The organism is Inmirania thermothiophila (genome assembly GCF_003751635.1).
Taxonomy (GTDB): domain Bacteria; phylum Pseudomonadota; class Gammaproteobacteria; order DSM-100275; family DSM-100275; genus Inmirania; species Inmirania thermothiophila.
On sequence record NZ_RJVI01000001.1, the window covers coordinates 1,062,909 to 1,081,683 of the forward strand.

General features: G+C 64.4%; 15 protein-coding genes and 1 pseudogene. 14 read left to right on the top strand and 2 right to left on the bottom strand.

Features of this window, described 5'->3' with window-relative positions:
- Positions 1-65: 65 nt before the first annotated feature.
- From EDC57_RS05235 to EDC57_RS05290, 12 genes and pseudogenes are all read left to right on the top strand, one after another.
- Positions 66-938, top strand: a complete 873-nt coding sequence (locus EDC57_RS05235) for a pentapeptide repeat-containing protein (protein ID WP_123400776.1) — start codon at positions 66-68, stop codon at positions 936-938.
- 88 nt (positions 939-1,026) lie between these two features.
- Positions 1,027-1,389 (top strand): MarR family EPS-associated transcriptional regulator, encoded by a 363-nt coding sequence (locus tag EDC57_RS05240; RefSeq protein ID WP_123400777.1) that lies wholly within the window; start codon positions 1,027-1,029, stop codon positions 1,387-1,389.
- Positions 1,390-1,424: 35 nt separating this feature from the next.
- Positions 1,425-2,507 (top strand): GDP-mannose 4,6-dehydratase, encoded by a 1,083-nt coding sequence (gmd, locus tag EDC57_RS05245; protein WP_123400778.1) that lies wholly within the window; start codon positions 1,425-1,427, stop codon positions 2,505-2,507.
- The gene (locus EDC57_RS05250; protein WP_123400779.1) at positions 2,500-3,549 is read left to right on the top strand and encodes a GDP-L-fucose synthase family protein; all 1,050 of its coding nucleotides are present in this window, start codon (positions 2,500-2,502) and stop codon (positions 3,547-3,549) included. The genes gmd and EDC57_RS05250 overlap by 8 nt, the downstream gene beginning before the upstream one ends.
- Positions 3,550-3,632: 83 nt before the next feature.
- Entirely contained in the window at positions 3,633-4,817 is a 1,185-nt protein-coding gene (locus tag EDC57_RS12635) for a lipopolysaccharide biosynthesis protein (RefSeq protein WP_148051432.1), read from the top strand.
- A gap of 370 nt (positions 4,818-5,187) precedes the next feature.
- A pseudogene (locus EDC57_RS13100) lies at positions 5,188-5,346 on the top strand (DapH/DapD/GlmU-related protein); the annotation flags it as partial.
- A gap of 129 nt (positions 5,347-5,475) precedes the next feature.
- Positions 5,476-7,830, top strand: a complete 2,355-nt coding sequence (locus EDC57_RS05265) for a hypothetical protein (RefSeq protein WP_123400782.1) — start codon at positions 5,476-5,478, stop codon at positions 7,828-7,830.
- A gap of 98 nt (positions 7,831-7,928) precedes the next feature.
- Entirely contained in the window at positions 7,929-8,594 is a 666-nt protein-coding gene (locus tag EDC57_RS13105; RefSeq protein ID WP_281272254.1) for a class I SAM-dependent methyltransferase, read from the top strand.
- A gap of 13 nt (positions 8,595-8,607) precedes the next feature.
- Positions 8,608-9,840, top strand: coding sequence for a glycosyltransferase family 4 protein (locus tag EDC57_RS05275; RefSeq protein ID WP_123400784.1), 1,233 nt, complete (start codon positions 8,608-8,610; stop codon positions 9,838-9,840).
- The gene (locus EDC57_RS05280) at positions 9,833-11,299 is read left to right on the top strand and encodes an O-antigen ligase family protein (RefSeq protein ID WP_123400785.1); all 1,467 of its coding nucleotides are present in this window, start codon (positions 9,833-9,835) and stop codon (positions 11,297-11,299) included. Before EDC57_RS05275 ends, EDC57_RS05280 begins: the two co-directional genes overlap by 8 nt.
- Complete coding sequence (locus tag EDC57_RS05285) at positions 11,253-12,425, top strand: glycosyltransferase family 4 protein (RefSeq protein ID WP_123400786.1); 1,173 nt, start codon at positions 11,253-11,255, stop codon at positions 12,423-12,425. Before EDC57_RS05280 ends, EDC57_RS05285 begins: the two co-directional genes overlap by 47 nt.
- Before the next feature lie 97 nt (positions 12,426-12,522).
- Positions 12,523-13,245 carry a WecB/TagA/CpsF family glycosyltransferase gene (locus EDC57_RS05290; RefSeq protein WP_245995129.1) on the top strand — a complete coding sequence of 241 codons (723 nt, stop codon included), beginning with the start codon at positions 12,523-12,525 and terminating at the stop codon, positions 13,243-13,245.
- A 16-nt stretch (positions 13,246-13,261) separates the two neighbouring features.
- Here the strand turns inward: EDC57_RS05290 and EDC57_RS05295 are convergent, their stop codons facing one another.
- Together EDC57_RS05295 and ettA are read right to left on the bottom strand one after the other, a co-directional pair.
- Positions 13,262-14,671: an undecaprenyl-phosphate glucose phosphotransferase gene (locus EDC57_RS05295; protein WP_123400788.1), complete on the bottom strand. Its 1,410-nt coding sequence runs from the start codon at positions 14,669-14,671 to the stop codon at positions 13,262-13,264.
- A gap of 143 nt (positions 14,672-14,814) precedes the next feature.
- A complete protein-coding gene (ettA, locus tag EDC57_RS05300) occupies positions 14,815-16,482 on the bottom strand; it encodes an energy-dependent translational throttle protein EttA (protein WP_123400789.1) in 1,668 nt (555 codons plus the stop codon).
- A gap of 142 nt (positions 16,483-16,624) precedes the next feature.
- Between ettA and EDC57_RS05305 the strand changes: the two genes are divergently transcribed.
- Positions 16,625-16,930 (top strand): STAS domain-containing protein, encoded by a 306-nt coding sequence (locus EDC57_RS05305; RefSeq protein ID WP_123400790.1) that lies wholly within the window; start codon positions 16,625-16,627, stop codon positions 16,928-16,930.
- 25 nt (positions 16,931-16,955) lie between these two features.
- A complete protein-coding gene (locus EDC57_RS05310) occupies positions 16,956-18,653 on the top strand; it encodes an ATP-binding SpoIIE family protein phosphatase (RefSeq protein WP_123400791.1) in 1,698 nt (565 codons plus the stop codon).
- The last annotated feature ends 122 nt before the right edge of the window (positions 18,654-18,775 follow it).

An 18,775-nucleotide genomic window follows, 5' to 3' on the forward strand; every position in this document is an offset into this window, starting at 1 on the left:
TACCGTCCGCCAGTATAGCGGCCGCAACGCTCGTGCCCCCGGGCGGCCTCCGGCATACTGGCGCCATGGAACGGCCCCCGCACGCCCTCTGGTACACCCGCCGCGGCGGCGCGGTGCGCGGTCCCTTTCCCACCGGGCTCGTGCGCCGCTTCGTCCTCCTCGGCAGGCTGCGCCCGGAGGACGAGGTGAGCCTCGACCGCGTGGCGTGGTCGCGGCTCGGCGAGCACCCGGAGCTGGTGCCGGAGGAGCTGCGGCTCAGGGACACCCCCGAGGGACGCGAGCGCTACCTGCTCGCGCTTCGGCGCGAGGACGAGCGGCGCGGCGTCGAGCGGCGCCGCGGGCCGGGAAGGGGCGGGCGGCGGCGCGGCGAGCGCCGCGCCGAAGAGCCCGAGGCGCTGCGCCGCGCGCGGGCGCTGCGCCCGCAGGTGGTGGCCGGCGGCCGGCTGCAGCGGCTCGGGCTCGCCGTGGCGGTGCTCCTCGCCGGCGTCATCGTCGCCCTCTATGCCGTCGCCCCGGTGCGAAGCCCCCAGCCATCGCTCCGCTGCGACGCACCGCCCGCCCCCGGTGTCGACTGGCGCGACTGCGTCTTCGACGGCGTTCGGCTCGGTGCGGTGGATCTTGCGCGGGCGCGGCTGCGCTCGGCCCGCCTGGCCCGTGCCGATCTCGCAGGGGCGCGCCTGACCGCCGCGGACCTCTCCTTCGCCGCCCTGGGCGGCGCCCGCCTCGCCCACGCCGACCTGCGCGGGGCGCGTCTCGTGGGAGCGGACCTCGCGGGCGCCGATCTCGCCGGCGCCGACCTCGAGGGCGCCGACCTCGCCTACGCCAACCTCACCGGCGCGCGCCTGGCCGGGGCCCACCTGGACGGGGCCCGTCTCGACAAGGCGGTGTGGGTCGATCGGCGCATCTGCGCCGTGGGCTCGCGCGGCGCGTGCCGGTAGGGTCCGGACCGAAGGCCGCTCGCGCTTGACAGGACCGCTCCGCGGGGGCGGAATAGCGCGGTTCGTTCACGGCCTGAACGGGTGTCGGATGCTCACGGACGAGATGCGCTACCGGATCCTCAAGCTCCTCGAGGAGGATCCCGGGCTCAGCCAGCGCGAGCTCGCGCGCCGTCTCGGCGTGAGCCTCGGCAAGGCCCACTACTGCCTGCGCGCCCTCATCGACAAGGGCCTCGTCAAGGCCGGCAACTTCCGCCGTAACCCAGACAAGCGCGTCTATGCCTACCTCCTCACCCCGCGCGGGATCGAGGAGAAGGCGCGCGCCGCGCGCCGGTTCCTGCAGCGCAAGCTGGCCGAATACGAGGCCCTCGAGCGCGAGATCGAGGCGTTGCGGAGGGAGGTCCGACGTCCGTCGGAGGCGGGGGAGGGGCCGGCTGCCGAGCCGACGGAGTGAAGGCGGATCTCGAGCAGAAAACAACGAGGGGTGCGATGACCAAGAAGGCGCTGATCACGGGAGTCACCGGGCAGGACGGGGCGTACCTTGCCGAGTTCCTCCTCGGCAAGGGTTACGAAGTCCACGGCGTCAAGCGGCGCACGTCGTTGTTCAACACCGATCGCATCGATCATCTCTACCGGGATCCGCATGAGGAGGGTGTGCGCTTCTTTCTGCATCACGGGGACATGACGGACTCCTCCAGCCTGATTCGCATCATCCAGCAGGTGCAGCCGGACGAGATCTACAACCTCGCGGCGCAATCGCATGTGGCGGTCTCCTTCGAGGAGCCTGAGTACACAGCCGATTCCGATGCGCTGGGCACGCTCAGGATTCTCGAGGCGATCCGGATCCTGGGTTTGGAGAAGAAGACGCGCTTCTATCAGGCCTCGACCTCGGAGCTTTACGGTTCCACGCCGCCGCCGCAGAACGAGGAGTCGCCGTTTCACCCGCGTAGCCCCTATGCAGTGGCCAAGCTCTACGCCTACTGGATCACGGTGAACTACCGCGAGGCCTACGGGCTTTTCGCCTGCAACGGCATCCTGTTCAACCACGAATCGCCGATCCGGGGTGAAACCTTCGTCACGCGCAAGATCACGCGGGCGCTGGCGCGCATCAAGCTGGGGCTTCAGGATCGTCTGTATCTGGGCAACCTGAACGCCAAGCGGGACTGGGGCCATGCCCGCGATTACGTGGAAGCCCAGTGGCTGATGCTGCAGCAGGATGAGCCGGAGGATTTCGTGATTGCCACGGGCGAGCAGCATTCGGTGCGGGAGTTCGTCGAGGCCGCGGCCCGCGAGGTGGGCATCGAGATCGAATGGCGCGGCAGCGGTATCGATGAGAAGGGGTACGATCAGCATGGGCGCTGCATCGTCGAGGTCGATCCGCGCTATTTCCGGCCCGCCGAGGTGGAATCCCTGCTCGGCGATCCCAGCAAGGCCAAGGCGAAGCTCGGCTGGGAGCCGAAGGTCGGCTTCGAGGCGTTGGTGGCCGAGATGATGCGCGAGGATCTCAAGGAGGCGGAGAAGCATCTGCTCGTGAAGAACCACGGCTACCGGGTGCTGAGTCAACATGAATAAGACGGATCGAATCTATGTCGCCGGCCATCGGGGACTGGTGGGCTCTGCGATCGTGCGCAAGCTGCGGGCGGAAGGGTTTCACGACCTGGTGCTGCGCACATCCGAGGAACTTGATCTGCGCGATCAGGCTGCGGTGGACCGCTTCTTTGCCGAGGAGCGGCCGGACTACGTGTTTCTTGCTGCAGCGAAGGTGGGCGGCATCCATGCCAACAATACCTATCCTGCCGATTTCATCCGGGACAATCTGCAGATCCAGACCAACGTGATCGACGCGGCCCGGCGGCATGGCGTGAAGAAGCTGCTGTTCCTTGGCTCCTCCTGCATCTATCCGCGGGAATGCCCGCAGCCGATCCGGGAGGAATACCTGCTCACGGGCCCCTTGGAGAAGACCAATGAGTGGTATGCGATCGCGAAGATCGCGGGCATCAAGATGTGCCAAGCCTATCGCAGGCAGTACGGCTTTGACGCCATTTGCTTGATGCCGACGAACCTCTATGGGCCCGATGACAACTTCGATCTCGAGACCTCGCACGTGCTGCCGGCGATGATCCGGAAATTCCACCTGGCGAAGCTGGCGGAACGCGGCGATCTGGAGGCGATCGCGAAAGACGAGCGGCGCTTCGGCAGGATCCCGGAGGACATCCTCGAGGCCTTGGGCCTCGAACGCACGGCCACAGGCTTTCGACGCATCGGCAAAGCGCCGGTGGTGCGCCTTTGGGGCACGGGCAGCCCCCGCCGGGAGTTTCTGCACGTGGACGACTTGGCCGATGCCTGCCTGTTTCTGATGCAGCGCTACAGCGATGAGGAGATCATCAACGTCGGCGTGGGCGAGGACGTGACGATCCGGGAGCTTGCGGAGATGGTGAAAGGCATCGTCGGCTTCGAGGGCGAGGTGATCTGGGACACCTCAAAACCTGACGGCACGCCGAGGAAGCTGTTGGATGTCTCGAAGCTAAGAGGCCTGGGTTGGACGCATCAGATCAAATTAGAAGACGGCATTCGACGCGTTGCGGAACGCACCGACCGGGAGCGGGAAACTTGAAACCCTCTCGATGGCTCTCGTGGGGAAGGAAGGGTGCCCTGGCCGTCCTGGACCAGGGGCTCTTCTCCGGGGCCAACTTCCTGGTGAACATCCTGCTGGCGCGCTGGCTTCCCCCTGAGGAGTACGGGGCCTTCGCCGTAGCGCTCTCGGTCTTCTACCTCCTGGCCGGATTCCACACGGCGGTACTCACCGAGCCCATGATGATCTTCGGGGCGGGGAAGTACCGGGAGCACTTCCGCAAGTATCTGGGCATGGTGCTGTGGGGCCACTGGGGTGTGAGCGCGCTCATCGCCCTGGGGCTGGGCATCGCTGCTTGGGTCTTCCACCGCCTGGGCTCGACCCCCATGGCGCAGGCTCTCTTCGGACTCGCCGTTACTTCTCCCTTCTTGCTCCTCCTCTGGCTCACCCGCAGGGCGTGCTACGCGCAGCTCAGGCCGATATGGGCGGTGGTGGGGAGCGGGGTGAACTTTCTTGTCGTGCTGGGCGGTCTCTTTCTGCTCTGGCGGTGGCGGGAGATTTCCTCCTTCAACGGTTTTCTGGCTCTGGGAGCGGGGGCGCTACTTGCCTCGCTTTTCATCGCTACGATCTTGAAGCCGCAGGTGGCGGGGTATGTGGGAACCCCGACGGCTTCTATGGTGGTTGGGGACCACCGGGAATACGGAAAGTGGAACATTCTGGCTTTTTCCCTCTACTGGGCTTCCGGGCAGATCTTAATGGTGCTCATACCCATTTTTCTGGGACTTGAGGCAAGTGCCGCGGTGGCGGCGACCTTGACTCTTTACCGGCCCGTACAACAGACCGTCCAGGCGCTCGGTTCACTGGTACTGCCGGTGTTTTCGCGTACTGTCTCAGGGCCAGGCGGCCGGGAGCGATTACGCAAGGAAGCTACTTTTGTAGCGTTGCTCTTTGGAGGCGGAGTCGGCCTTTACAGCCTCATTGTCAGCGTGTTTTCCAGGCCGATATTGCATTTGCTTTATGGTGGGAAATACGATGAGCACTGGGTGCTCATCGTTCTTTTGGGAGTTGCCCTCTCTTTTTCTGCTGTCACAGGAGCATTTGTATCAGTTCTCAAAGCATCTGGCAATGTCGCGGATGTTACAAAGATATGGACTATCTCCACATTGGTTACCAGCGCATTGGCGATTCCTCTTATGCAGATTTTGAATGTGAAGGGAGCTGTATTTGCATTATTGGTTGGTTATGCTTTGGCGACGTTTGGCTCTTTCCGCTATTTTATTAAAAAGGTTGGCCATGAAGGAAAACGTTAGAATTCTTCTCAAAACGAGTTCAAAGATTTTTGCTTTGATCATCTACTATATGATAGCTATTCGTTTCCCTACCCAGCCAATGCCGGGGTACAAATTTGGTTATTGGTTGCGTAGAGTGTTAATGAAGTTCATTGCTGACAAATGCGGAAAAAATATAATTATAAAACAAGGAGCCTATATTGGTAGCGGAAAAGGATTACAAATTGGTGATAGGGCTCAAATCGGGCATAATGCAAGAATAGATCAATATGTAACAATTGGTAATGATGTCGTAATGGGGCCAGACGTAGTTATTATGACCAATCACCACGCTTTTGAACGATTGGATATCCCTATAAATCAACAGGGGAAGATGCCAGTTCGCCCTGTAGTTATTGGGAATGATGTATGGATAGGCACTCGGGCAATCGTTCTGCCGGGCGTAAAAATAGGCGATCAGGCTGTTATAGGCGCCGGCGCTGTTGTTACAAAGGATGTTCCTCCTAAAGCAATTGTAGGAGGAAACCCTGCAAGAGTTATTCGTTATCGTGGAGATCGTTTGAAACAAGGAAAAAAATAAGCAGTGTTCAACTTAACCGCAATTTTTACAAAAAAACGATACTGTTGTTTGACTGGTTGGCAAGGACTTCCGGAGCATCTGCCATCGGATCTGGATATTGTGGTCGCAACGGAGGACCTGCCGAGGCTGGAGGCGGAGCTTGTGAATCGCTCCGATGCCCGGCTGGTCAACCTGCTCCAGCACGAATCCACCTGCTACTACTTCGTCCTTGCTTTCTGGAAGGACGGTAAACCCAAGTTTCTGCCTGTAGATGCTGCCACGGACTACCGCCGTAATGGGCGGGTCTGGTTTTCCGCCGAAGAACTTTTGAAAGGACGCCGGCGCTGGAAGGATTTCTGGGTGGCCTCCCTGGAGGTGGAGTTCAGGTATCTCCTGGTCAAAAAGCTCCTCAAGGGCGCGGTGCCGGAGTATTCGGCAAGAAGGATCCAGGAACTAGCAGAGGAGTTAGACGGGAAAGCCCTGGAGTTTTGCGATGAACTCCTGGGTGAGGCGCTCGGTGAGCAGGTCTTCCGCTGGATTCGGGATGGCAACTGGGGTGCGTTTGAAAAACACCTCTCCCGACTTCAGAAAGCCCTCAAGCGGGAGCGGCTCCGGAAGGACCCGCTAAATCCCCTCCGTTACTGGCTTCCCGAGGGCAGGCGTATCTTCCGGCGCTGGCGCTATCCAACCGGGCTCTTTGTGGTCGTTCTGGGACCCGACGGTTCCGGCAAAAGCACGCTCCTTGAACGCCTGGAGAGGGACCTCGCCGGCGCTTTCCGCCGCACGGCCCGCTTTCACCTAATGCCTGGAATTCTCAGAAAGAAGGGCGATGGCGGCCCGGTGACTGATCCCCACGGGAAGGCCCCGCGTTCCTGGCTCGCTTCGGTACTGAAACTGGTATACTACCTGCTGGATTACAATCTGGGCTACTGGCTCAAAGTCCGCCCGGCGCTGGTGCGCTCCACCCTGGTGCTCTTTGACCGCTACTACGACGACCTTCTGGTGGACCCGAAACGCTACCGCTACGGCGGTCCGATGGAGCTTGCCCGGAGGCTGCGCCGTTTCATCCCAAGGCCCGACCTGTGGTTCATCCTGGATGTGCCCGAAGAGGAACTCCTGCGCCGAAAGCAGGAGGTGCCTCTGGATGAACTGCGCCGCCAGCGAGAAGCTTACCGTAATCTGGCAGGCGAACTCCCCAACGCCGTGCTCCTGGACGGCTCTCTTCCGCCTGAGGAAGTAGCCCGCCAGGCGGAGGAGGTGATTCTGGAGTATCTGCACGAACGCTACCTTTCCCGGCGCTCCCTCTGGTTCCCCGGCGCTTCCTTGGAGGAGGAACAGGGGTACCTCCAGAAAGCCCTCGGGGCTATCGCCTCCAATCCGGGGCAGGCTTTTTTGCGTCTCGCCCTTCCCGACGGAAGGGGCTTTCTCCTTCCCGCAAACGCCCGCCGGGCTGCTGTGAGGGGGCTCTCCCTCTACGCACCCCAGAAGCCGAAGGCAAAGGCGCTCAGAAAGGCCCTGGAGACAGGGCTCCGCCTGGGAGTTGCCCGGCATATGCTTCCAAAAGTTCAGTTGGGTACACGGGAGTTGGAAGGATTCCTGGCGGAGATTTTAGGGGAGCGTGACCTCTCCCTGGCGGTCTCCCTCGGCACACCCGGACCCCACCGCAAGCCGGTGGTGCAGGTGATGAACTTCAGCGGTGAAGTGCTGGGTTATGTGAAGATTGGGTGGAACGAGGCGACCCGCCGGCTGGTGGAGAACGAAGCCCGAACCCTGCAGCGCCTGCAAGGTGAGAACCTGTCCTTCCTCATCCCCGAGGTGCTCTTTTCGGGCGAGTGGCAGGGGCGCTACCTCTGCGTGCAATCGGCTCCTCCCGCCGGAGCCGCTCCCGCGCCTTCGGAATGGCATCCCCTCTATGAAGAGGCCCTCCAGGGCCTGGCTTCCCTCGGCGTCCGGCGCTACCGGCTCAAGGAGAGCCCCTTCTGGAAAGAACTGACCGGCTGTATCTCCGGGATAGAAGCGGGTTACCGGCGGCATATGGTGGAACAAGCCATGGACGAGATTCTCAACCGATGGGGAAATGTGGAACTACACTTCCATCCCGCCCACGGCGACTTCGCCCCCTGGAACGCCCTTCGGGTGAACGGCCGGCTCTACCTCTACGACTGGGAGTATGCCTTGGAGAGTGCCCCTGCGGGCTACGACCTCTTTCACTTCGTCGTGCAGCGGGCGTGGCTGGTGGATGGGAAAGCAATGAGAGAAATCTTGAGATTGAGTGAGAGGAACCTTCCGCGAGTTTTAACTGATAGAAACTCGTTAGAAATTGACGATGATGAATTAATTACGCTATTGTTCAGTCTGTCTTTGCTCGGCAAAGCAGTACTCAAGAGGGAAATCAATGATCTGAAATCTGCCTATAGGCTTATCAAGTTTATGAATCCATGCGAAGGAGAATTGATGATATGCCGGAAAATCTGAATTCCTGTCCATTTTGTCACAGTAACAGCGTACATCGTATATGGGACGGTCCGCGTTGGGACTACTGTCAGGAATGCGGTCTTTACTTCCGTAATCCCATGCCAACCCAACAGGAACTTGACACTCTTTACGAATCCTCCTGGACTGATCCCGAACAATGCACTTCGGAAACAGGAGGCACTTCTCTTGCACTCGCAAGGGTATACGCGAATCGTCTTTTGCGCGCTCTGGGGCTCTCCTCATTCCAGGGGCTTCGCATTTTGGACTTTGGCGCCGGGCGGGGAAATATGCTCAAAGCATTACAGGAGCTGGGTGCTGAAGTGGTTGGCGTAGAAACATACGGGAAGGTCTATTTGGAATCCCAGGGGTTTGAGGGGTATGAGCAACTTTCTGAGGTTGTGGGTAGGTTTGATGGGATTGTCACCATAGATGTGGTTGAGCACCTCCATTCTCCATGGGATACATTGAAAACTTTAAATGTGCTGCTCAAAGAAAAGGGATGGCTGTATGTGGCAACAGGCAATCCCCTAGGGCTGAATGCAAGAGTTAATGGCAGTAATTGGCGAGAAGCGAAAAAAGCAGGCCATCTGGTTTTCCCTTCCCCGAGGACATTGGAAAAGATGCTCCTCGAAGCCGGCTTTTTAAAGGTGGAAAGATTGAAATGGCTGATTCGGTTTCACCGTAACCCTGTACGAATAATCTTAAACTACGGTATGCAGATGCTCGGAGTAGATGGTGAGTTACGCTATCTCGGTTGGAAATGAACTCAAGGATGAGATGAAAGTCCTCATCTCGGCCTATGCCTGTGAGCCGGGGAAGGGTTCGGAGCCCGGGGTGGGGTGGAACTGGGTGCGCCAGAGCGCCCGCCTTGCCGAGGAGGTATGGGTCATCACCCGGGCGAACAACCGGGAAGCGATAGAGAAGGCGCTGGCGGAGGAGCCCCTCCCGAATGTGCGCTGGGTCTATTTTGACCTCCCCCGCTGGGCGCGTTTCTGGAAGAAGGGCCAGCGGGGCGTGCACCTTTACTACTACCTCTGGCAGATCGGCAATTATTTCCTCGCCCGCCGGCTCCACCGGCAGGTGGGCTTTGACCTGGTTCATCATGTGACCTTTGTCAACTACTGGATGCCCAGTTTCCTTGCTCTTCTTCCCTCGCCCTTCATCTGGGGGCCGGTGGGCGGCGGAGAGTCGGCGCCGAAGGCTTTCTACCAGACCTTCTCGCTGCGAGGAAAGATTTACGAGACCCTGCGGGACCTGGCCCGCTGGCTCGGGGAGCATGACCCTTTCACCCGGATGACGGCAAGGAAGAGTGCCCTTGCCCTGGCCACAACGGAGGAGACGGCCCAAAGGCTGGCAAAGCTTGGGGCGCGCAACGTTCAGGTTCTCTCCCAGGTGGCCCTTGCCTCTGATGAGATCGCCCGGCTCGGGGCCATCCCGCCGCGTCAGGGCAATCCGTTTCGGCTTGTGAGCATGGGAAATTTACTTCATTTGAAGGGTTTCCATCTGGGCATGGAGGCCTTTGCCCGGCTGGTGAAAGAAGTTCCGCAGAGCGAGTACTGGCTGGTGGGCGATGGTCCGGAGAGGAAAAATCTGGAGCGGCTCGCCCGAAGGCTGGGGGTGGCGGAAAAGGTGAAGTTCTGGGGCGCTCTCCGTCGCCACGAGGCTCTACAGAAACTGGCTGAGTGCGATGTGCTGGTGCATCCCAGCCTGCACGACTCGGGCGGATGGGTCTGTGTGGAGGCGATGGCCGCCGGAAAGCCTGTCATCTGTCTCGACCTGGGCGGTCCTGCCCTGCAGGTGACCGGGGAGACCGGCTTCAAGATCCCCGCCCGCACGCCGGAGCAGGCGGTGGAGGAGATGGCGAAGGCGATGCGCAAGCTGGCCGAAGACCCCGAGCTTCGCCGGAGAATGGGCGAGGCGGCAAGAAAGAGGGTGAAGGAAGCCTTCAGCTGGGAGCGGCGTGGGGAAGAGATTCAAAAGGTATACAAGTGGGTGCTAAAAAATGCGTGACCTGTCCGTGCCGCAGCGTTTTTCGTTTTGGATTCCCTTCGTGATTTTCTCCATGGCGGTGGGAGTGGCGCTGGCCGTCGTAGCGGATGATGTGGGCTATGCGTTTCTGGTCGCTGGCGTACTTATCATTCCCATTGGAGTGGGGATTCTCATCTCCGTGCCTGCCGGGTGGTCGAAGGTCAAGCGCCTTAGCCGACGACTAGGGTGGTGGCACGTTTTTTGGGCTTTATACTTTCTCGGCGGCCTGACGTTTCGGGTCAGGGACACGGAAAGCACTGTTGAGAACCCGCTGGATGCGGCGGCATTTTATCGTGTTGCCCTGGTTGGCATTGTTGGAATTATTTTGTTAGGGGCTTTGACGCTCCGTCGCGGGCTTGGACTTAACCGTGTGTTTGGGGGGCTTATCGGATTATTGTCATTATATGCCTTCGTTTGTATCGCGAGCACCCTGTGGTCCGTGTATCCCTCGTGGACCTTGTACAAATCGCTGGAGTACGTGCTGGGCGTGGTCCTCATTGGGGTAATTGTGGCCAGCATGCGTTCAGAGGTGCAATTCAAGAGCCTTTTTGATTGGACATGGCTTTTGGTGGGGCTTGAAACTTTAAGCGTATGGGTAGGAGTCATATTACGGCCTGAGGAAGCGATCTCCCAGGGAGTTGGGTTACTGGGCATTCAGATTCACGGACTCTTCCCCAGAGTCGCAGCAAACGGTGTCGGTGACCTTGGAGCACTATTGGGCATTGTGACAATGGTTCGTTTATTCTTTGCAAAGGGGGTTTCCCGTCGACTTTACCTTGCAGTGTTTGTTATCGGCATGGTTACACTGGCCCTTTCCCAGAGCCGGTCCCCCTTGGCGGGCTTTTTGCTGGCGATGTTAATCATTCTTTTCGCAGCGGGGAAAATTGGGTTGGTCGCCTTTCTCGGCCTGCTCCTTCTGGGAGCGGGGCTACTTTCTCCTCTGGGCGCCTACTTTTGGCAGTTCTTCCTGCGTGGCCAGTCGCAGGAGCTCTTCTTTTCTCTTTCAGGAAGAGTTTACTACTGGGAGGCGGCTTTGCAATTTATTCTCGAAAATCCGCTTCTCGGATACGGCGCGTACGCTGGGGGTAGATTTCTTGTTGCAACCGAGTTTGGCTCTACGTTGAGTAGTCTCCACGGGACTTGGCCGGAAGTGTTGATTGGTACAGGTGTTTTAGGCCTCATCCCCTTGATCGCTGCAGTAGTCAGTACGTGGTTTGTTTTAGTCAGGGCTCGCACGTCTCAGAGTAGAACACTACGTGAACAACTCCGTTTAGAGGCCGTTGGGGTCATGACACTGCTCAGCGTGCGCTCCATTTTTTCTGTATCGTTTATATGGCATCCGGCCCTCACATGGCTTTTAGCGCTGGGCTATGCCGAGTTCTTGAGGCGGCATTATGCGCATCCTTCTCATCCACAACCGCTACACCCAGCCCGGCGGTGAGGACGCCGTCTTCGAGGCGGAGAGGGCCCTGCTGGAGCGCATGGGCCACCGGGTGGTGACCTTCGTGGAGGACAATGCCCGGCTGGACGGGGTGAATCCCCTCAAAGCGGCGGTGGAGGCGGTGTGGTCCAGGGAAACGCAGCGGCGCCTAAAGCGGCTCATTGAAAAAACCCGGCCCGATGTGGTCCACTTCCACAACACCTTCCTGCGCATCTCGCCCGCGGCCTACTACACGGTGAAGGCGATGGGGCTTCCGGTGGTGCAGACCCTGCACAACTACCGCCTGGTCTGCCCCGGGGCGCTCCTCATGCGGGACGGGCGGGTGTGTGAGACGTGCGTGGGCAGGAAGGTGCCCTGGCCCGGGGCGGTGCACGGCTGCTGGCGGGGGTCGCGGGCGCAGACGGCGGTTGTGGCCGCGATGGTTGCGGTGCATCGGGCGTTGGGGACGTGGGAGAGAAAGGTCGATCGCTACATCGCGCTGACCGAGGTCGCTAGAAGGAGGTTTGCGGAGGGGGGGGTGCCCGCGGACCGTATCGCAGTGAAACCGAACTTTGTGGATCCGGACCCGGGAGCGGGGGCGCACGACGGGGGGTACGCGCTCTTCGTGGGGCGACTGTCGGCGGAGAAAGGGGTCCGGACGTTGCTTGAGGCGTGGAAGGGGTTGCGGGGGATCCCGCTGCGGGTGGTTGGGGACGGGCCTCTGCGGGGGGAGATGGAGGAGCGCGCCCGGGACGGCGGGGTCGAGGTGGAGTTCATGGGCCGGCGGGGGCGCGAGGAGGTGCTGCGGCTCATGAAGGACGCCCGGGTGCTGGTGTTTCCGTCGGTCTGGTACGAGGGATTCCCTGTGACACTGGCCGAGGCCTTCGCATGCGGACTGCCGGTGGTGGCATCGCGGCTTGGGGCGATGGCGGAGATCGTGGAAGACGGCCGGACGGGCTTGCTGTTCAAGCCGGGAGATGCGCAGGGCCTTGCCGAGACGGTGGCGGCCCTTTGGGGGGACCGGAGGCGGTGCGAAGAGATGGGACGGGAGGCGCGGAGCGCGTATCTCGCGCGCTACACGGCGGATGCCAACTACGAGCGTCTGATGGCGATCTACCGGCAGGCGATCGCAGAGGCACGCGCTTGACCGTCGACGGGACGAGGCAGGTGAGACGGGGGAAGGCTACGTGAGGACAGGGAGCGCCGCGGCGGGGAGGCAGACGCGAGGGGTGCTCGGCGTTCGGGTGGACGCGACGTCCTATGACGATGCCACGGAGCGGGTGCTGACCTGGGCGCGGCGGAAGGAGAGCCGGTACGTGTGCCTCGCCAACGTCCACATGGTCATGGAGGCTCGCGACGATCCCGCGTTTCGGGCGGTGGTGAACGGGGCGGACCTTGTGACACCGGACGGCATGCCGCTGGCATGGATGCTGCGGCGGCAGGGCGTGCGAGGTCAGGACCGGGTGTGCGGCCCCGATCTCATGCCGGCGATCTGCGCCGCGGCTGCGGCGGAAGGCGTGGGGGTCGGGTTCTTTGGCGGGCGCAGCGAAGTCCTTGACCGCCTGGTGGCAAGAGTCCGCGAGCGGTTTCCGGGCCTCGAGATCCCCTACGCGTGGAGCCCACCGTTCCGGGAACTGTCCTCAGAGGAAGACGAGCGGGAGGTCCGCAGGATCAATGACAGCGGGGCGGGGATCCTGTTCGTCGGCCTCGGATGCCCGAAGCAGGAGTGGTGGATGGCAAGACACCGCGGCCGGGTCCGCGCGGTCATGCTCGGGGTCGGGGCGGCCTTCGACTTTCACGCGGGGACGGTGCGCCGTGCGCCGCGCTGGATGCGCGAGGCGGGGCTGGAGTGGGTGCATCGCCTGGTCCAGGAGCCGCGGCGACTGTGGCGCCGTTATCTCCGGCACAACCTGCGGTTTGCCGCCCTCGCAGCCGCCCAGCTCATGAGCGGGGGAATCCGCGACTGAGCCCGCGTGGTCGGGTTTAGTACGCGTGCCGGTGGACAAACCCACGGAAGAGTGTCAAGAAAATGATCTTGAGGTCGAACCAGAGCGACCAGTTCTCGATGTAGTAGAGGTCGTACTCGACGCGCTTGCGCATCTTGTCGATGGTATCCGTCTCGCCGCGCCAGCCGTTCACCTGCGCCCACCCGGTGATGCCCGGCTTCACCTTGTGGCGGAGCATGTAGGCCTCGACGAGCTCCTTGTACTGCTCGTTGTGCTCCACGGCGTGGGGGCGCGGGCCGACGATGGACATGCGCCCCTGGAGGACGTTGAAGAACTGCGGCAGCTCGTCGAGGCTGGTGCGGCGCAGAAAAGCGCCGAAGCGGGTGACGCGCGGATCGTCGCGCCGGGCCTGGGTGAGCTTTCCGGGCGGCTCCTCGTGGACCACCATGGTACGGAACTTGTAGACCTTGATGGGGCGGCCGTCCCAGCCGTGGCGGCGCTGCTTGAAGAGGACGGGGCCGGGCGAGGAGAGCTTGACGCCGATGGCGATGAGCAGCATCAGGGGGCTTACGAGCACCAGGATCACGGCGGCGAGGACGCGGTCCTCCACGGCCTTCACGAGGCGGTTGATGCCGCTCATGGGGGTGACGCTCAGGTCGAGGACCGGCAGCCCGGCGATCTCGGTGACGGCGTGGTTGAGCAGCCGGAAGCCGAAGAGGTCGGGGAAGTAGCGGATGTTGGCGGTGCAGTGGCGAAGCTCGTGCAGGATCTGCTGCAGCCGCTCCTCGGCGCGCAGGGGAAGGGCGATCCAGACCTCGTCCACCGGGCGCTCGGCGACGAGGGCGCCGAGGCGGTCGATACGGCCGAGGATGGGGTGGCCGTCCAGGGTTCCGGAGCCCGGGCCGCCGTTCTCGGCGACGAAGCCCACGAGGTCGATCCCGACCCAGGGGTTTTCCCGCAGCCGTCGGGCGATCTCGCGGGCCTGGCGGCCGGTGCCGACGATGAGGGCGCGGCGGTGGTTGAGGCCGCGGGCGCGCATGAGGCGCAGGACGTAGGTGAGGACGAGGCGGAAAAGCAGGAGCATCGCGAAGCCTCCCGCGCCCCACATCCACATCCAGTGGCGCGAGAAGAGGACGGAGGTCTTGGTCGCGGTGCCGAGGATCACGAGCCCCGCCGCCACCGCCGCCCAGGCGAGGGCCACCTGGCGCAGGTGGGCGAAGGCGCTGCGCCCGCGCCAGGACTGGTAGACGTGGAAGTAGGGGAAGACCACCAGGGTCAGGAGCGCGCCGACGACGAGGGCGATCTGGTAGTGCCGGGGGAGATGGAGCTCGCCGAAGCGGAGCCCGTATGCGGCAAGGGCCGCAAGGACCACCGCGAGCGCATCCAGCGTGCGGGCGACGACCGACAGCGTCCGCGCGTACTCGCGCAGCAGACCCCTTGCCCTCATGCTGACCCTCCCGTGGTCGGCGTACCCCGGCGCGCGCCGTGCGCCGTTCGCGGCGGTGCGTTATGGCCGCCTATTATGGCGGAATCCGTGGGCCCCGATAAGCGGCACCGCGTGCGCGGCACGCGCCCCCTGGCCCGCGCCCCTCAGGTGGCCAGGCGCTTGTAGCGGATCCGGTGCGGGCGGTCGGCCTCCTCGCCGAGGCGTCGGCGCCGGTCGGCGGCGTAGTCGCTGTAGCCGCCCTTGAACCAGACCACGCGGCTGTCGCCCTCGAAGGCGAGGATGTGGGTGGCGATGCGGTCGAGGAACCAGCGGTCGTGGGAGATCACCATGACGCAGCCGGGGAAGGCGAGCAGCGCCTCCTCCAGCGCGCGCAGGGTCTCCACGTCGAGGTCGTTGGTGGGCTCGTCCAGGAGCAGGAGGTTGCCGCCGCTGCGCAGGAGCTTGGCGAGGTGGACGCGGTTGCGCTCGCCCCCGGAGAGCTCGCCGACGCGCTTCTGCTGGTCCGCGCCCTTGAAGTTGAAGCGCCCGACGTAGGCCCGCGACGGCACCTGGTAGCTGCCCACCTCGATGACGTCGGCGCCGTCGGAGATCTCCTCCCAGACCGTCTTGTCGGGGTCGAGGGCGTCGCGCATCTGGTCCACGTAGGCGAGGCGGACGGTGTCGCCGATGCGCAGGGTGCCCGCGTTGGGCTGCTCGCGCCCTGCGATCATGCGGAAGAGGGTGGACTTGCCGGCGCCGTTGGGGCCGATGATGCCGACGATGGCGCCGCGCGGGACCTTGAAGCTGAGGTCCTCGAACAGGACGCGCTCGCCGTAGGCCTTGGCGATGCCCTCGGCCTCCACCACCAGCTCGCCGAGCCGCGGCCCCGGCGGGATGTAGATCTCGCGGGTCTCGTTGCGGCGCTGGAACTCCTTCGAGGCCAGCTCCTCGTAGCGGGCGAGGCGCGCCTTGCTCTTGGCGTGCCGCCCCTTGGGGTTTGCGCGCACCCACTCGAGCTCGGCCTGCACCGTGCGCCGGTGGGCCGCCTCCTCGCGCGCCTCCTGGGCGAGGCGCTGCTCCTTGTACTCGAGCCAGGCCGAGTAGTTGCCCTTGAAGGGGATGCCGCGGCCGCGGTCGAGCTCCAGGATCCACTCGGCGACGTTGTCGAGGAAGTAGCGGTCGTGGGTGACCGCGACCACGGTCCCGGGGAACTCGGCGAGGTACCGCTCGAGCCAGGCCACGGACTCGGCGTCGAGGTGGTTGGTGGGCTCGTCGAGGAGCAGCACGTCCGGGGCCGAGAGGAGCAGCCGGCACAGGGCGACCCGCCGGCGCTCGCCGCCGGAGAGGGTGGCCACGTCGGCGTCCCAGGGCGGCAGGCGCAGGGCGTCGGCGGCCACCTCCAGCTTGTGGTCGAGGTTGTGGCCGTCGGCGGCCTCGACGATGCGCTCGAGCCGCTCCTGCTCGCGGGCCAGCGCGTCGAAGTCGGCGTCGGGGTCGGCGTAGGCGGCGTAGACCGCCTCGAGCCGGGCGAGCGCCTCCTTGACCTCGCGCAGCCCGTCCTCGACGTTGCCCCGCACGTCCTTGGCGGGGTCGAGCTGCGGCTCCTGCGGCAGGTAGCCGATGCGGATCCCGGGCAGGGGGCGTGCCTCGCCGTCGAAGGCCTTGTCGACCCCGGCCATGATCCTCAGCAGCGTGGACTTGCCGGCGCCGTTGAGGCCGAGGACGCCGATCTTGGCCCCGGGAAAGAAGGACAGGGAGATGTCCTTGAGGATCTCCCGCCGCGGCGGGACGACCTTGGTGACCCGCTCGAGGGTGAAGACGTACTGGGCCATGCCGACCTCGTCTGCTGCGGCGCGTGCGCGCCCCGGGGCGCGCATTATAGCCGTCGCCGGACCGGCCCCGGTGCAAAGCGCCTCCGCTCCCGCTATCATTCGCTCACCCCTGGAAGGCGCCATGCGCGGAGGCGGAACCGGAATGCCGCTTACCAGCAGCGTGTCGGAGGACGGCAAGGTCGTGACCATCGCCGTCAGCGGCCGCTTCGACTTCAACCTGCACCGCGAATTCCGCGAGGCCTACGAGCAGGCGCCGGCGGAGGGCGTGCGCTACGTGGTGGACCTCGCCGGCACGGAGTACATCGACAGCTCCGCGCTGGGCATGCTGCTGCTGCTGCGCGAGCGGGCGGGGGGCGACCAGGCCGACGTGGAGATCCGCAACTGCTCCCCCGAGATCAAGCGGATCCTGACCATCTCCAACTTCCACCACCTCTTCAAGATCTCCTGACCCCGCCCGCGGCGGGGGCGCGCCCGTGAAGATCCTCATCGCCGACGACGACCGCACCAACCGCCTGCTGCTGGCGGCGCAGCTGCGCCGCGACGGCTGGGACGTGGTCACCGCCCAGGACGGGCGCGAGGCGGTGCTGGTCTACGAGGCCGAGCAGCCGGACCTCGTCCTCATGGACGTGCTGATGCCGGTGATGGACGGCTACGAGGCCACGCGGCGGATCAAGGAGCGGGCGAGCGAGCGGTTCGTGCCCGTGATCTTCCTCACCGCCCTCGACGACGACGAGACCCTGGCCCAGGCCATCGAGGCCGGGGGCGACGACGTCCTCACCAAGCCCTTCAGCCGCTTCGCCCTCCTGCGCAAGATCACCGCCTTCGCGCGCATGCGCCAGCTCCACGCCACGGTGCAGGCGCAGCGCGACGAGCTCGCCATGCACCAGCGCCACCTGGAGCGCGAGCAGGAGCTCGCCGAGCGCATCTTCTCCGGGATCCTCCATCCCGGGCGGATCGAGCTGCCCCAGGTGCGCTTCCACGTCTCGCCCCAGTCGGTCTTCAACGGCGACCTCGTGCTCGCGGCGCGCCGGCCCAACGGCGGCCTGCACCTGCTGGTGGGCGACTTCACCGGCCACGGCCTCTCGGCCGCCATCGGGGCCCTGCCGGTCTCGGGCATCTTCCACGGCATGACCGAGAAGGGCTTCGATCTGCCGGACATCGTCGAGGAGCTGCACCGCAAGCTGCAGGCGCTGCTGCCGGTGGAGATCTTCCTCGCCGCCACCCTCATCGCGGTGGACGCGCGCGGCCGGCGGGTGGCGGTCTGGAACGGCGGGCTGCCCGACGTGCTGCTGGTGCGGGGCAGCGGTGCGGTGGAGCGCTTCCCCTCGCGGCACCTGCCCCTGGGCGTCGGCGGCGCGGCGCGCTGGGCGCCGGTGCCGGAGGTGGGGGCGCTGGAGGAGGGGGATCGCCTCTACGCCTACACCGACGGCGTGGTGGAGGCGGTGGGCGCCGGCGGCGAGGCCTTCGGCGAGCAGCGGGTGGTGGACGCGCTCGCCGCGGGCGGGGGGCTCGATGCCCTGCGCGAGGCCCTGGAGCGCTTCCGCGGCGGGCGGCCGCAGCGGGACGACCTCACCATGGTGGAGTTCGTCGCCGACGGGGCCCTGGGGCCTCTGGCCGAGGCCCCGCCCGCGGCGCAGGGACTGGGGCTGCCGTGGTCGATGCGCGTCGAGCTCGACGCCGACGCCCTGCGTCGGCTCGACCCCGTGCCGCGCCTGGTGGACGCGGCGGTGGAGGTGCTCGGGCTGCACACCCACCGGGTGCGGCTCTACGTCGTCCTCGCCGAGCTCTTCGCCAACGCCCTCGAGCACGGGCTGCTCCGGCTCGACTCCGGGCTCAAGGCCGACGCCGAGGGCTTCGCCCGCTACTACCGCGCGCGCGAGGCGGGGCTCGCCGGGCTCACCGAGGGGCGCATCGTCGTCGCCATGCGCCACGAGGCCGCCCCCGACGGCGGGGTGCTGGAGATCACGGTGGAGGACAGCGGGCCCGGCTTCGAGCCCGCGCGGGCGGAGGGGCTGCCGGACGATCCGCACCGGCTCGCCGGCCGCGGCATCGCCCTGGTGCGCGCCCTGTGCGAGGCGGTGCGCTACGAGGACGGCGGGCGCAGGGTGGTGGCGCGGTACCGCTGGCATCGTGCCGCCGATGAGCCGGCTGGGGGTTCGGACGCAGGCTGAGGCCGGGGGGGCGGTGCCCCGGGGGCGCGGTACGCCGGCCGTCCCCGCGACTGGGTGCTTCGCACCCCCGTGGTCCGGCCGGTACCGCTGGCATCGTGCCGCCGATGAGCCGGCTGGGGGTT